Origin of the sequence: Mesorhizobium sp. WSM4976 (assembly GCF_029625685.1) — a bacterium.
In the GTDB taxonomy this organism is placed as follows: domain Bacteria; phylum Pseudomonadota; class Alphaproteobacteria; order Rhizobiales; family Rhizobiaceae; genus Mesorhizobium.
This window is the reverse complement of sequence record NZ_JARTVT010000006.1, coordinates 259,661-273,350: the sequence shown is the minus strand read 5'-3', so window position 1 is coordinate 273,350 and position 13,690 is coordinate 259,661. Positions and strand designations below refer to the sequence as shown.

Annotated in this window: 14 protein-coding genes and 1 tRNA gene; 9 read left to right on the top strand and 6 right to left on the bottom strand. The window is 62.7% G+C overall.

What is annotated here, in order from left to right; translation table 11 throughout:
- Window positions 1-100: 100 nt before the first annotated feature.
- The 5 genes from betI to betB are packed head-to-tail and all read left to right on the top strand — an operon-like array spanning window position 101 to window position 6,376.
- A complete protein-coding gene (betI, locus tag P9272_RS10070; RefSeq protein ID WP_278160424.1) occupies window positions 101-691 on the top strand; it encodes a transcriptional regulator BetI in 591 nt (196 codons plus the stop codon).
- Window positions 688-2,217 (top strand): choline-sulfatase, encoded by a 1,530-nt coding sequence (gene betC, locus P9272_RS10065; protein WP_278160423.1) that lies wholly within the window; start codon window positions 688-690, stop codon window positions 2,215-2,217. Before betI ends, betC begins: the two co-directional genes overlap by 4 nt.
- Window positions 2,214-3,218 carry a threonine/serine dehydratase gene (locus P9272_RS10060; protein WP_278160422.1) on the top strand — a complete coding sequence of 335 codons (1,005 nt, stop codon included), beginning with the start codon at window positions 2,214-2,216 and terminating at the stop codon, window positions 3,216-3,218. Before betC ends, P9272_RS10060 begins: the two co-directional genes overlap by 4 nt.
- Window positions 3,211-4,863 carry a choline dehydrogenase gene (betA, locus tag P9272_RS10055; protein ID WP_278160421.1) on the top strand — a complete coding sequence of 551 codons (1,653 nt, stop codon included), beginning with the start codon at window positions 3,211-3,213 and terminating at the stop codon, window positions 4,861-4,863. Before P9272_RS10060 ends, betA begins: the two co-directional genes overlap by 8 nt.
- Window positions 4,864-4,912: 49 nt before the next feature.
- Window positions 4,913-6,376: a betaine-aldehyde dehydrogenase gene (gene betB / locus P9272_RS10050; RefSeq protein WP_278160420.1), complete on the top strand. Its 1,464-nt coding sequence runs from the start codon at window positions 4,913-4,915 to the stop codon at window positions 6,374-6,376.
- Here the strand turns inward: betB and P9272_RS10045 are convergent.
- On the bottom strand, window positions 6,370-8,610 hold the full coding sequence (locus P9272_RS10045; protein WP_278160419.1) for an AGE family epimerase/isomerase: 2,241 nt from the start codon (window positions 8,608-8,610) through the stop codon (window positions 6,370-6,372). The genes betB and P9272_RS10045 overlap by 7 nt on opposite strands.
- 201 nt (window positions 8,611-8,811) lie before the next feature.
- Between P9272_RS10045 and P9272_RS10040 the strand changes: the two genes are divergently transcribed.
- Window positions 8,812-8,888 (top strand) — tRNA-Pro (locus P9272_RS10040).
- Window positions 8,889-8,958: 70 nt separating this feature from the next.
- Here P9272_RS10040 and P9272_RS10035 read toward each other — a convergent pair.
- Window positions 8,959-9,237, bottom strand: coding sequence for a hypothetical protein (locus P9272_RS10035; protein ID WP_128257528.1), 279 nt, complete (start codon window positions 9,235-9,237; stop codon window positions 8,959-8,961).
- Between the two features lie 662 nt (window positions 9,238-9,899).
- On the opposite strand from P9272_RS10035, the gene P9272_RS10030 reads away from it, so the two are divergent.
- Entirely contained in the window at window positions 9,900-10,427 is a 528-nt protein-coding gene (locus P9272_RS10030; RefSeq protein WP_278160418.1) for a hypothetical protein, read from the top strand.
- Window positions 10,428-10,461: 34 nt separating this feature from the next.
- Window positions 10,462-11,217, top strand: a complete 756-nt coding sequence (locus P9272_RS10025; RefSeq protein ID WP_278160447.1) for a tyrosine-type recombinase/integrase — start codon at window positions 10,462-10,464, stop codon at window positions 11,215-11,217.
- 369 nt (window positions 11,218-11,586) lie between these two features.
- Here P9272_RS10025 and P9272_RS10020 read toward each other — a convergent pair whose 3' ends face one another.
- The 3 genes from P9272_RS10020 to P9272_RS36085 all read right to left on the bottom strand — a co-directional run bounded on the left by P9272_RS10020 (window position 11,587) and on the right by P9272_RS36085 (window position 12,526).
- Entirely contained in the window at window positions 11,587-11,991 is a 405-nt protein-coding gene (locus tag P9272_RS10020; RefSeq protein WP_128257527.1) for a type II toxin-antitoxin system VapC family toxin, read from the bottom strand.
- Window positions 11,988-12,221, bottom strand: coding sequence for an AbrB/MazE/SpoVT family DNA-binding domain-containing protein (locus P9272_RS10015; protein WP_128257526.1), 234 nt, complete (start codon window positions 12,219-12,221; stop codon window positions 11,988-11,990). Before P9272_RS10015 ends, P9272_RS10020 begins: the two co-directional genes overlap by 4 nt.
- A gap of 65 nt (window positions 12,222-12,286) precedes the next feature.
- A complete protein-coding gene (locus P9272_RS36085) occupies window positions 12,287-12,526 on the bottom strand; it encodes a hypothetical protein (protein ID WP_347404046.1) in 240 nt (79 codons plus the stop codon).
- On the opposite strand from P9272_RS36085, the gene P9272_RS36080 reads away from it, so the two are divergent.
- Window positions 12,410-12,751, top strand: coding sequence for a hypothetical protein (locus P9272_RS36080; protein WP_347404047.1), 342 nt, complete (start codon window positions 12,410-12,412; stop codon window positions 12,749-12,751). The genes P9272_RS36085 and P9272_RS36080 overlap by 117 nt on opposite strands.
- On the opposite strand, the gene P9272_RS10005 is transcribed toward P9272_RS36080, so the two are convergent.
- On the bottom strand, window positions 12,633-13,595 hold the full coding sequence (locus P9272_RS10005; protein ID WP_278160417.1) for a LysR family transcriptional regulator: 963 nt from the start codon (window positions 13,593-13,595) through the stop codon (window positions 12,633-12,635). The genes P9272_RS36080 and P9272_RS10005 overlap by 119 nt on opposite strands.
- Window positions 13,596-13,690: the final 95 nt, after the last annotated feature.

The window sequence follows — 13,690 nt, the reverse complement described above, 5'->3', positions numbered from 1 at the left end:
AAGGCATGGGCCAGAAACGCACGATCGGTTGATCCCGGTTCGTTTTTTGTTGATTGACGCATCAATAAAAAATAATCTTCGCTCGAACCGGACCCCCAAAATGCCGAAAATCGGAATGGAACCCGTGCGCCGCAAGGCGTTGATCGACGCGACGATCTCTGCGATCGGCGAGCGGGGATCGCTGGACGTGACGATGTCGGAGATCGCCGGCCGGGCTGGCGTGTCGTCGGCGCTGGCGCATCACTATTTCGGCGCCAAGGACGAACTGCTGTTCGCGACGATGCGGCACATCCTGACCGAACTCAACGTCGACACCAGGCGCGCGCTTCACTCGGCCGGCACAGCGCGTGAGCGCGTCTCGTCCGTGGTCGCGGTCAGCTTCTCCGATGACCAGTTCCAGCCCGAGATCATCGCCGCCTGGCTTGCCTTCTATGTCGAGGCGCAGAAATCGACCGAGCTGCGGCGGCTGCTGCGCATCTATGCGCGGCGGCTGCATTCGAACCTGATGAGCGGGCTGACCGGAATCCTGCTGCGAAATGAGGCCGATCGCGTGGCGGAAGCGACCGCGGCGCTGATCGACGGGCTCTATATCCGCCGTGCGCTGAAGGACGGCGTGCCCGATGCGCAGACTGCGATCGCGCTTGTGGAAGACTATCTCGAAACCAAGCTCAACGGACGGAGCCTGCCTTGACAACCCGGCGACCCAATTTCCTGATCGTCATGGTCGATCAGCTCAACGGCACGTTGTTCCCAGACGGCCCGGCCGAGTTCCTGCATGCCCCCAATCTGAAGGGGCTGGCCACGCGCTCGGCGCGCTTCGCCAACAACTACACCGCCTCGCCGCTCTGCGCGCCGGGACGAGCCTCGTTCATGAGCGGGCAATTGCCGTCGCGCACCCAGGTCTATGACAACGCCGCCGAGTTCGCCTCCTCGATACCAACCTACGCTCATCATCTGCGCAACGCCGGCTATCACACGGTGCTGTCCGGCAAGATGCATTTCGTCGGCCCCGACCAGTTGCACGGCTTCGAGGAGCGGCTGACCACCGACATCTATCCGGCCGATTTCGGCTGGACGCCCGACTACCGCAAGCCCGGCGAGCGCATCGACTGGTGGTATCACAATCTGGGTTCGGTGACGGGCGCCGGCGTCGCCGAGATCACCAACCAGATGGAATATGACGACGAGGTCGCCTTCCACGCGTCGCAGAAGCTCTATGAGTTTGCGCGCGTGTCGGACGATCCGGCGAGCCGGCCATGGTGCCTGACCGTCTCCTTCACCCATCCGCACGATCCCTATGTCGCTCGGCGCAAATACTGGGACCTCTATGAGGACAGCCCGGCGCTGGAGCCGGAGGTTGGCTTCATTCCCTACGACAGCCAGGATCCGCATTCGAAGCGGCTCTACAAGGCATCCGACTACGACAGTTTCGACATCACGCCGGAACAGATCCGCCGCTCGCGGCGCGGCTATTTCGCCAACATCTCCTATCTCGACGACAAGGTCGGCGAGCTGCTGTCGGTGCTGGAGCGCACGCGCATGCTGGACGACACGATCGTGCTGTTCTGCTCAGACCATGGCGACATGCTGGGCGAGCGCGGCCTGTGGTTCAAGATGTGCTTCTACGAGGGCGCGGCGCGGGTGCCTTTGATGATCGCCGGCAAGGGCATCAAGGCCGGACTGATCGGGACGCCTGTCTCCAATCTCGACGTGGCGCCGACGCTCTGCGACCTCGCCGCCATCGACATGAGCGGCATCGCGCCATGGACGGACGGCCAGTCCCTGCTGCCGCTTGCCGGCGGCAAAGAGCGCTTGGCGCCGGTACTGATGGAGTATGCGGCCGAAGGCTCCTACGCGCCGATGGTGGCGATCCGCGAGGGCAAATACAAATTCGTCCATTGCGAGCTCGATCCGCCGCAGCTCTTCGACCTCGACGCCGATCCGCGCGAGCTCGACAATCTCGCGGCCAACCCGACTTACGCCGATCTGGTCTCGGCCTTCATGGAAAAGGTTCGCGCGCGCTGGAACATGGCGACCTTCGATGCCGCCGTGCGCGAAAGCCAGGCGCGCCGCTGGGTCGTCTACCCTGCGCTACGCAACGGCGCCTACTACCCATGGGAGTTCCAGCCGCTGCAGAAGGCGTCGGAACGCTACATGCGCAACCACATGAACCTCGACAATCTCGAAGAGAGCAAACGGTATCCGAGAGGCGAATGATGGCAGACATTCTCGTCCCTACGCTCGATCATCTGAAGCAGGCCTATGCCGTCACCTCGGCGGCCACGCAGGTGACGCCTCTCTTGGAGTCGGCTGCTTTAGCCAGGGAAACCGGTGCGGCACGCGTTTTCGTCAAGCCGGAGTCGCTGCAGTGGGCCGGCTCCTTCAAGGTGCGCGGCGCCTATTGGCGGCTGAGCCGGCTTTCGCCGGGTGAAGCGAAAAAGGGCGTCGTGGCCTATTCCTCCGGCAATTTCGCGCAGGGGCTGGCGGCTGCCGGCGAGGCGCTGGGCATCCCGGTCACCATCGTCATGCCGATCGACGCGCCGGCCTCAAAACGTGACGCGACCGCAGGCTATGGCGCGCGCGTGGTGCTGACCGACCATGGCGACCGCGCCCGCGAGGAGGTCGCGGCCGCCAAGGCGCGCGAGATCGCCGAGACAGAGCACCTCACCTTGCTCCATCCCTTCGACGATCCGGAAATCGTCGCGGGCCAGGCCGGCGCCGGGTTGGAAGCGCTCGACCAGTTGGCGGCGAAGAAGGCGCATGCCGATTTCGTGTTCTGCTCGGTCGGCGGCGGCGGGCTGATCGGCGGCGTCTCGCTAGCCTTCCACTATCTGTCGCCGAAGACCGAGATCATCGCCGTCGAACCGGAGGGTTTCAACGGCATGGGCTCGTCGCTGGCGCAAGGCGCGATCGAGACCATGCCGATCGGGCCGATATCGATCTGTGACGGGCTGATGGCGCGCAAGCCCGGCGATGCGCCCTTCGCGGCGGTGAGCGCCGCCGGCGTGCGCGGCGTCACCGTCGACGACGCCTCGGTCCGGCGGGCGATGAAGATCGCCTTCGAGCGGATGAAGCTGGTGCTGGAGCCCTCGGGCGCGGCATCGCTTGCCGCCCTTCTCGGCGGCAAGGTGGATGTGAAGGACAAGACCGTCCTTGTAATTGCAACCGGCGGCAATGTCTCGCTCGCCGATTTCATGGCGCATATGAACAATGCTTGAAGCGGATTTCGTCATCATCGGCTCCGGCTCTGCCGGCTCGGCCATGGCCTATCGCCTGTCGGAAGACGGCAAGCACTCGGTGATCGTCATCGAGTTCGGCGGCAGTGATATGGGGCCGCTGATCCAGATGCCGTCGGCGCTGTCGATCCCGCTCAACATGAGCCTCTACGACTGGGGTTTCGCCAGCGAGCCGGAGCCGCATCTCGGCGGTCGCGTGCTGGCGACGCCGCGCGGTAAGGTGATCGGCGGTTCGTCCTCGATCAACGGCATGGTCTATGTGCGCGGCCATGCGCATGACTTCGATCACTGGGCCGAACAGGGTGCGACCGGCTGGGGCTTCGCCGACGTGCTCCCCTATTTCAAGCGCATGGAGGATTCCGACGGCGGCGAGGATGGCTGGCGAGGCAAAGGCGGTCCGCTGCATGTGCAGCGCGGCACACGCAAGAACCCGCTCTACGGTGCGTTCCTGGAAGCGGGCCGCCAGGCGGGCTTCGAACTCACCGATGATTATAACGGCTCGAAGCAGGAAGGTTTCGGGCCGATGGAGCAGACCATTCTCGGCGGCCGCCGCTGGTCGGCGGCGAATGCCTATCTGAAGCCGGCTCTCAAACGCAAGAATGTGAGTCTGGTCAAAGGCTTCGCCCGGCGCGTGGTGATCGAGAATCAACGCGCGATCGGCGTCGAGATCGAAGCTAACAAAAAGATTCAGGTCGTTAAGGCGCGGCGTGAAGTGATCGTCGCGGCGTCATCGATCAATTCGCCGAAGATCCTGATGCTTTCCGGCATCGGCCCCGGCGCGCACCTCCGAGAAAATGGCATAAAGGTTGTGGCGGACCGGCCGGGCGTCGGCGCCAATTTGCAGGACCATCTGGAGCTCTACATCCAGCAGGAATCGACAAGGCCGATCACGCTGAACTCAGTGCTCAATCCTTTCTCCAAGGCATTGATCGGGGCACAGTGGCTGTTCTTCAAGAGCGGGCTTGGCGCGACCAACCATTTCGAGGCGGCTGCCTTCGTGCGTTCACAGGCCGGCGTCGATTACCCCGATATCCAGTATCACTTCATCCCTGCGGCGGTGCGCTATGACGGCAAGTCGGCGGCGAAGTCGCATGGCTTCCAGGCGCATGTCGGGCCGATGCGCTCGAAGTCGCGCGGCTCGGTGACGCTGCGCACGCCAGATCCGAAGGCCAAGCCGGTGATCCGCTTCAACTACATGTCGCATCCGGACGACTGGAGCGAGTTCCGCCACTGCATCCGCCTGACCCGCGAGATCTTTGGCCAGAAGGCGTTCGACGGTTTTCGCGGCAAGGAGATTTCACCAGGCAGCCATGTGCAGACCGACGACGAGCTCGACGCCTTCATCCGCGACCATGCCGAAAGCGCCTACCATCCCTGCGGCACCTGCCGGATGGGACGGGCCGACGACCTGACCGCCGTCGTCGATCCGGAGTGCCGGGTCATCGGCGTCGAGGGCCTGCGCGTCGCCGACTCGTCGATCTTCCCACGTGTGACCAACGGCAATCTCAACGCGCCGTCGATCATGACCGGCGAAAAAGCGTCCGACCACATCCTCGGCCGCACGCCGCTGGCGCCGTCCAACCAGGAACCCTGGATCAATCCGCGCTGGCAGGTGGCGGACCGATAGGGCATTGTCGGGCTGACCGCCCTCCCGGCGAACCGACTTGGAGAACGCCATGCGCGCCCAGCCAACCGCATCGCACTATGTCAACGGCCGCTATATCGAGGATGAGGGCGGCACGCCGCTGCCGGTGATCTATCCGGCAACCGGCGAGACCATCGCAACGCTGCATTCGGCAACGCCGAACGTGCTGGAGCTGGCGATCGAGGCCGCGCGCGCCGCGCAGCCGGCATGGGCGCGGCTGAAACCCGTCGAGCGCGGCCGCATCCTGCGCCGCGCCGCGGACATTTTGCGCGCACGTAACGCCGATCTGGCGCGGATCGAGACGCTGGACACCGGCAAGGCGATCCAGGAGACGCTGGTCGCGGACGCCCCTTCGGCTGCCGATTGCCTCGAATATTTCGCCGGCGCGGTCGCCGCCTTCAATGGCGAGATGATCGATCTCGGCGGACCCTTCGCCTATACGCGGCGCGAGCCGCTCGGCGTTTGCGTCGGCATCGGCGCTTGGAACTATCCGATCCAGATCGCCGGCTGGAAGTCGGCGCCGGCGCTGGCCATGGGCAACGCCATGGTGTTCAAGCCTTCGGAGAACACGCCGCTGTCGGCGCTGGCGCTGGCAGAGATCTACTCGGAGGCCGGCCTGCCGGATGGGCTGTTCAATGTCGTGCAAGGCTATGGCGATGTCGGCGCCGGCCTCGTCGGGCATGACATTGTGGCGAAGGTCTCAGTGACCGGCTCGGTGCCGACCGGCCGCAAGGTGATGTCGCTTGCTGGCTCCAAGATGAAGCACGCGACCATGGAGCTCGGCGGCAAGTCGCCGCTCATTGTCTTCGACGACGCCGACCTCGAGAATGCCATTGGCGGCGCCATGCTCGGCAATTTTTACTCCACCGGGCAGATCTGCTCCAACGGCACGCGCGTCTTCGTGCAGAAAGGCCTGCATGACCGTTTTGTCAAGCGGCTGATCGAGCGCACCAAGAAGATCCGCATCGGCGATCCGCTCGACCCGGAAACGCAGATGGGACCGCTGGTCAACCGCCTGCAGCAGGAGAAGGTCGTCTCGTATATCGAAGCCGGCAAGCAGGAAGGCGCGCGCCTCTCCTGCGGCGGCAACGTGCCGTCGCTGCAGGGTTTCGAGGGCGGTTTCTTCATCGAGCCGACCGTGTTCACCGGCGTCACTGATACCATGCGCATTGCGCGCGAGGAGATCTTCGGACCGGTGATGAGCGTCTTGAAATTCGACAGCGAGGACGAGGTGATCGAGCGCGCCAACGATACCGAATTCGGGCTGGCGGCCGGCGTGTTCACCCGCGACCTGCCGCGCGCGCATCGGGTGATCGCCGAACTGCAGGCCGGCACCTGCTGGATCAACGCCTACAATCTCACGCCCGTGGAAATGCCCTTCGGCGGTGTCAAGCAGTCCGGCATCGGCCGCGAGAATTCGCTGGCCGCGCTGGCGCAGTATTCGCAGCTCAAGGCGGTTTATGTCGAGACGGGGGACGTGGCGGCGCCCTACTGAGACTTCTCCACCGTCCCGTCCAGATACTGCGTCAGCGCACAGACCAGATGGTAGAAGATGCTGGCCGGCACCTCGGTCGCCAGTGAGCGACCGCGCTCGTCGATGCGATCGATCCAGAGACCGAGCGGCGCGGGGTCGATGTGCCAGCGGAACAGGCGGCCGACGCGCGCCTCGATCTCGGGCTTGAGGTCCGGGCCGCCCGAGCCGTTCAGCGCGATCGCCGCCTTGATCGCCTCGGCCTGCGGCCAGCCGCGCGAGATCGTATCCAGCGGCAGACCCTGGCGCGAGACCGCGCCATAGGCGAGGCCGGTGGAGCGGTTGAGGCCGTTGGCAATCGCCGAGGCGTAGAGCTTGCGGGCAAAGGCGGCGAGTTCGTTCTGGCCGCTGCGGGCGGCGAAATCGACCAGCAGCGAGGCCCATTCGAAATGATGGCCAGGCTCGGTCCAGGTCCCCTTCTCACCCGCGGCCGGCTTCCAGCCCTTGTCGAAATACTCGCCAACCGTCCAGCTTTCGGCATCGAAGAAATGACTGCGGAAGAGGTCGATGATGCGCGCGGCGCGGCGCAGATAGGCGCGCTCGCCCGTCGCCGTGTGCCAGGCGAGGAAGGCCTCGAGCATATGCATATGCGGGTTGGAGCGCCGCTCCTCTGCCCCGTCGGAGGTTTCCAGAAAGCCGGTCATGCGCGCGTCTTCCAGATGCGCGTCGAGGAAGGCAAACGTTTCCTCGCCGAGCCGCAACGCGTCTGGATGGCCCGAAATATGGGCGTGCGCCAGCGCCAGAAGCACGCAGGAATGATCATAGGCATCCTCAACAGGATCGGCGACCGAGCCATCAATGTTGAACGTGCGGACCCAGCCTCCGCGGTCGGTGCGGCCCTGACCAGTCATGAAGTCGATGCCGTGGGCGATCAGCCTGTCCGCTGGACCGTCCCAGCCGCGCTCCTTGGCCACCGCGAAGGCGTAGACCTGGCGCGCCTGGGTGCGCATGCGCTTGGGTTTCATCAACGGCGCGGCGTCGAAGCCGAGCGCCTCGTGAAAGCCGCCATGGCGCTCATCGACCCCGACCGTCGACCACAGCGGCAGCGTCTCCTCGAACAGCCAATGGCGCACGCGCCGCCGCCAGGCGCCGCTCTCGATGACGCGATCATGCGCCGGCGTGAACCGCGTCTCCAGCCGGCCGGATTTCTCCAGCTGCTCAACGATCTTCTTGACGTGCTGGCTGTGGCTGACCGGCGCGACGAAGGTGGCGTCGGCGGTGGAGACGATGGCCACGTCCTTCATGCCGATCGCCGAAAGCAGGCGGCTGTCGCCGCGGATATAGGAGTTTTCGCAATCGATGGCGACGACATCGCCGATGATGACGTTGCCGTGCTTGTCGGACGGTCCGACATCGAGCAGCGACTGCCAGGAGCCCAAGTCGTTCCAGCGGAAGCCGGCCGGCACCATGGCGATGTCCTTGGCGCGCTCCATGACGGCATAGTCGATCGAGGTCGACGGAATCGCGGAATAGAGTTCCAGCGGCATGTAGAGGCCCGAAAGGTCGCTGGTCGCCGCCTTGTAGGCGGCCTCCGTCGCCTGCCAGATTTTCGGTTCGTAGACCGCGAAGGCATCGCGCATGGCGCCCGCGCGGAACAGGAAGATGCCGGTGTTCCAGTAGAAGGTGCCGGCATCGAGATAGGTCTGCGCGGTGGCAACATCAGGCTTCTCGACGAAGCGCGTGACGTCGAACACGCCGCCCCTGTCCGCCCCGACCTCGATATAGCCGTAACCAGTCTCGGGCTGAGTCGGCTTGAGGCCAAACACAACGAGCCGGCCGGCATTTGCCGCGGCCCCGCCCGCCTCGATGCTTTGCCAGAACTGGCGAGGCGTCGATATCTCGTGATCCGACGGCACCACCAGCACAAGCTCGTCGCCATATTCGGAGAGCGTGCGCAGGCTTGCCAGCGCGACCGCGGCGGCCGTGTTGCGGCCCGTCGGCTCGAACAGCGGTCCGCCACCCTTGAGATCAACACCGGCAAGGTCGGCATGGACGCGCTCGGCGTGACGCTCCGCGGCGATCAGGAAGATCGGCGTCTCGCCTTGCGGCCGCGCCGCCAGCCGGCGCAGCGTCCTGGCCAGCATCGAGCCGGCGCCGGAAAAGTCGTGGAACTGCTTGGGGTTGTCCTCGCGCGACAACGGCCACAGCCGCGACCCGACGCCGCCACTCATGACGAAACTGACGATGCGCTGAGGCAAGATTCGGGACTCCAGGCGGCCAGGGGACCGTTCTAGCGGGGTCATGGTTGATCACACAAGGCTGGAACTCGCCTTTCACGAACTACCTCAATCCGCTGCCGCCCCAACCGGCGCTACGAAAGCCGACGAAATGCGACAGAAGTGCTGCCATTGCCGCTTGCAGTATCGAAAGGCGGCGGCTATAAGCCCGCCGTCTGGTCACGGAGTGTAGCGCAGTCTGGTAGCGCACCTCGTTCGGGACGAGGGGGTCGCAGGTTCAAATCCTGCCACTCCGACCAGAAGAAACAATGGGTTAGCAACACCGTACTTCGCTACCCCACAGATATCCCCACAGAAATAGACAAGCAGTCAGGCGCCCGGTCTGCAGACAGGACCCAAACGGTATGAGTGGGACAACCACTTGCCGCCGGGCAAACTTAAGACCAAAGCCGGCCCCGACATTTCCCGATTGAGGCCCTGCAGTCCTACCAGTTCGGCGGCCAGACCTATCTTGCGCTTCGCAAGCTCCTGGATTTCGAAGGGCAGAGGGGAAAAAACAGCCAAGCCGATCAGCACCATCGATCCGGCGTTCGCGACAAGGCCCGCCGATGGGGCGGGCGTTTTTCTGCTCCTCCCTTCTTCGGCCATGCAACAATCGGGAGAATCGTCCGATGATGTCACGCACGCGGTCACCCCGACCAACTGACTCGCCGGACCCTAAACCAGTAGCTGAAAGAAAACGGGAGCCACGACGTTTTTTAGCCGGGCGTAGGCGCGTAAGTGGCCAGCGCCTTTGCGGCAGTTGCCTACCCGCCAGCCCCTGAGCCTGAGGCAGAACCGGATCGGAAGGGTGCTCGTGGTGTCGAGCTCTTCTTCAGCGTCGCCGCGAGGAGGTGGCGCAGGCGCGATTCGCTCTTTATGACTCTATCGGCTTGAGGCGCTGGACGAAGAATACGGCGGCCGCGTGAAAGCTTGCTGCTGATGTCGTTGCCTCGGCCCCGATGGCGGCCAGCTATCGGCTAGATCGGCATGGCTCAGGTTGTGCAGCTTCGGCTTGGTCTTGAGGAGCCCGCTGGCCAGCCGCGCCCCGGCCTCCGCCATCCGAATATTTTCTGCCAAAAATCTCGTTCGATCCACTGTGCTATTCGCCTTCGTATTTAAATCAAAAAATGTATCTTTCCAAAGAAAATCCACATCTACCTATTGATACATTCGCTTAAGTATCTATCTTATTAAGTATATTTCTACTGGACAAGACACATATTCGCTTTCACTAAAATCATAATTGGAACTCACGGCAAGAGAAAATAATGTCGAGGACGTCGAAAGGGGCACGCCTTGTCTGGCGTGAAGAAAGTAGAAAGCAGGACGGAACCTTGCGAAGCCGGGCGGGCTGGTTCATCCGCGATGGCGCAACCTTCATCAGCGCTTGCGGTAGCACTGGCGAGCGCGAACGCGCTGACAAACGGCTCGCTCAATACATCATCGAAAAGTACCGGCCGGTCCGCGGGCGCGGCCGTGATCCGACCACCGTCCCGATAGCTGACGCCGTCAGCGTCTACTTGACAGACGTGGCGTGCGGCCACGCCAAGCCGAAAGAAACCGCTAGTCGTATGGCCGCGGTGCTGAACTGGTTCGGCGACATGATGATTGGCGACGTCGACGGTAAAACCTGCCGTGACTATGGCAAAGCGCACGGCGATGGTGCCGCCGCCAGGCGGCAGCTGGAGGACTTGCGAGCAGCGCTGAACCACTATCATCGAGAAGGCTATGTAACCTCGACCCCGCCGATCTTGCTGCCACCGAAGTCCGCGCCTAGGGACCGCTGGCTTACGTGATGAGGCCGCAGCATTGCTTCGCGCTGCTTGGCGCATGCGCCAGTCCTGGAAAGGGCGGCCCAGCGACCGTCGCACGGGACGCCACGTCGCGCGCTTTATCCTGGTTGCCCTATATACCGGCACGCGTTCGGCCGCGATCTGCGGCGCCGCCATCCGACCGACCGACGGAGCGGGCCATGTCGATCTCGAACGCGGCATTTTCTATCGTCGTGCAGTTGGTCGCCTCGAGACGAAGAAACGCCAGCCGCCGATGCGCCTGCCCGATCGTTTGGTTGCCCATCTGCGGCGATGGGCGCTCACGCCGCTGGAGATCAAGACCAGGAGGCGCGGCAAAAGCGCAAACATCGGCCGCATGATCGCCCACGACTACGTCGTGGAGTGGAACGGCAAGCCCGTACAATCGATCAAGAAGGCTTTCCGCTCGGTGGTCGAGGCGGCCGGGCTCGGCTGGTATGACGATTTGGCAACACCTGAAGGTGGCAGTCGGCGCGTGTTCCGCACCGACATCACGCCGCATGTCTTCCGCCACACAGCTGCGACCTGGCTGATGCAACAGGGTTCCGATCCCTGGGCGGCCGCCGGCTTTCTCGGGATGACGGTCGAGGTGCTGATTGAGACCTATGGCCACCATCACCCCGATTTTCAGGCAGATGCCATCCGCGCGATCGTCTCCAAGTCTCGCTCGCGAAACCTGCCTAAAAACGTCGTGAGAATGGCGGCATGGACAGAAGGCGAACGCTCCCGCCACTCGCCACAGAAGCCTCCACGGTCAAGTTGGAAACAAAGCTGAACACAAGCCGCCAGGCATGACAAGAAATGCCGGGCTTTTGCCGGCTGCCCATCGGGACGATGGGGGTCGCAGGTTGAAGTCCTGCTACTGTGACCTGGCAGACACTATAGACTAAGCAGCCTGGCTCGATTCATCACTACACTGACTTCGTCAATGCGAGAAAGCCCATCGTGCAGCTCCACTTCTGACCGATTGCCCAGTGCCTTGTCCTGCTGACCCTTACCGCCCTGCCTGATCAATGGTCCTCCGACAATCGCCTTAGATTAGATATTGTTCCAAGTGCGGCTGGACTCGTTGGCGAAAAGCTTCAGACAGTGGATGAAACTGTTTCTTACGGTCTCCTCTGGAGGGGATGCGATCCGCGGCGACTCATACATTCGGCGCAATCAGCTTCAATGACGGAAAGTACGTCCGGTAGCGCCTCACATCGCGCGTCAACAGCGGGAGCTGTGCGACAGCCGCATGCGCACCAATGAAGAAGTCAGGTAGCACGCCGGTCCTTGATCCACCGGCCCGCCGATAGTGTGTGAAGACCTTGCCCGCCAGAAACAGGGCGGCTCGCGGCATGGAAGTCATTTCGAGCCCAGCCCCATCGACAAATGCCTCGAGATGCTCGATGCGTTCATAGCGAACAGCAAGCTCAGCATAAACCGCATCATTGATCAGCAAGGGGCCATCAAGGCTCGCTGCTTCAAGCTGATAAAGTGACCAATCCGCCCACTTGGGATCATCGGTGACAAGATCGAGGAGGACGTTGGTGTCGACAAGCGTCACGTTTCACCACGCGTTAGCGCCATGATCGCATCCGTATCGAGCCCCTTGCCGGCATGGCCACGCAATTTGGCGAAGCGGCTCGGCGGCTGCTTCTTGTCGGCGCGCGCAAGCACCACGCTGCCATCGGCGGCGCGGCGGAAATCGACTTTGCTCCCGGGAACGATGCCAAGAAGATCACGAACCGGCTTCGGGATGGTCACCTGTCCCTTGGCTGTGACGGTGGTGGTCATATCTGCTCCTTGGTAATACCGTACTCCAAATAGGTATTACATGAAAGCTCAATTTTCAACCACGGTTAGTCCAGTGGATCGGCTATGCACGCGTCCCACTGACGAACAGCAACACAGGAGACGGAACTGCGTTCGGGCGGCTGGGAGACAATTATCCAGAAGCACGGCTCCGACTTGCCCTCTCCAAGCTGCTCCGTGCGATAGACGCCGCCGGCACGCTCGTCGTCGCGCAACTTGATCTTCTGGCGCGATCTGACAACCATCTTGTCGAGGTCGTCGAGAATTCGGAGGCCAAGAATGCGCATTTCCGCTCGTTGCGGGATCCGACGTCGAATGGCAGCTTGCCGTCTACCTGGCCGATCCGGCCCTGCTCGGAAAATCCCCGCCGCGGAAGTGATCGGGACATGGCTACTAACGGCTTGCACTGTGCGAGTGTGGCGGACCCGGCCCCGTATTCGCCATGTTTCTGGCAAGGCCAATCAGCCGCAAAACGGCACGTTTCGGATTCGTTTCAAGCCAGAAAGCTTTGATTGAACAGAGACCGTTACGGCCATCAATAGGTTTCCATACCGTCGCATCAAAGGCTACATTTCGCGCGAAGCTCTCACCGGCTAGTGTAACGCCTTGACCTAGCTGCACATTGAAGATGACACTCGCTTGGCCACCTTGGCACATGTTGACAGTTGGGCGGCATGCGTCGGTAACGATGCCTTCCAGGGTAGGCCAATCCAGCAGCGGTCCGCTGGTTCCGGCCGGCACGAGCATTTGCATCCCCGCAAGATCTGCCCACGTGACCACCCGCTTTTCGGCAAGGGAATGACCGGTGGGCACGAGAACAAAGATACGCTCCTGCCAGAACATCTCGGCGCGGCAAGAGGTGACTTCGCCGAACCCAGGCGCAAAGATGATGTCGAAGCGCCGACGGCGTACGGCTGTCAGGCATTGTTCACGCAAAATATCCTCAATGGCCAAACTGACATGTGGATATGATTTGCGGAAGCGATCGATCAGGCGCTTCAGGAATTGTCCACCGCCCACAGCGCACAGGCCAATCCTGAGTGTCTTTGCGTTCCGACTGTTGCGGGCGTCCCGAAAAACTGCCTGCAAACCTTCGTAATGCATCCGAGCGACCTCGGTCCAGGCTCGGCCTTCCTCGGTCAAACGGACGCCGCGAACGTCGCGCTCGAACAGTTGCATCTCCAAAAGCTGTTCGAGTTTAACGACGCTGCGACTTACGCTGGATTCACGGACTCTCAGCGCCGTTGCAGCCTGCCGCAGACTGCCGCAATCCGCTGCCGCCAAGGCGCAGGCCAGCAACCGAAGGGCGTTGCCGTTTTTGTCATGAGGGCGCTCTGCAGATGTCGTCACGATCATATCTGTTTCGGCCAAACGTGTTCGGGGTGCTCCGCACGCATCGCGCCAATGAGTGTGCATTTGCCGCATTGCTCGGTCGGTCTGGAGGGGTACCG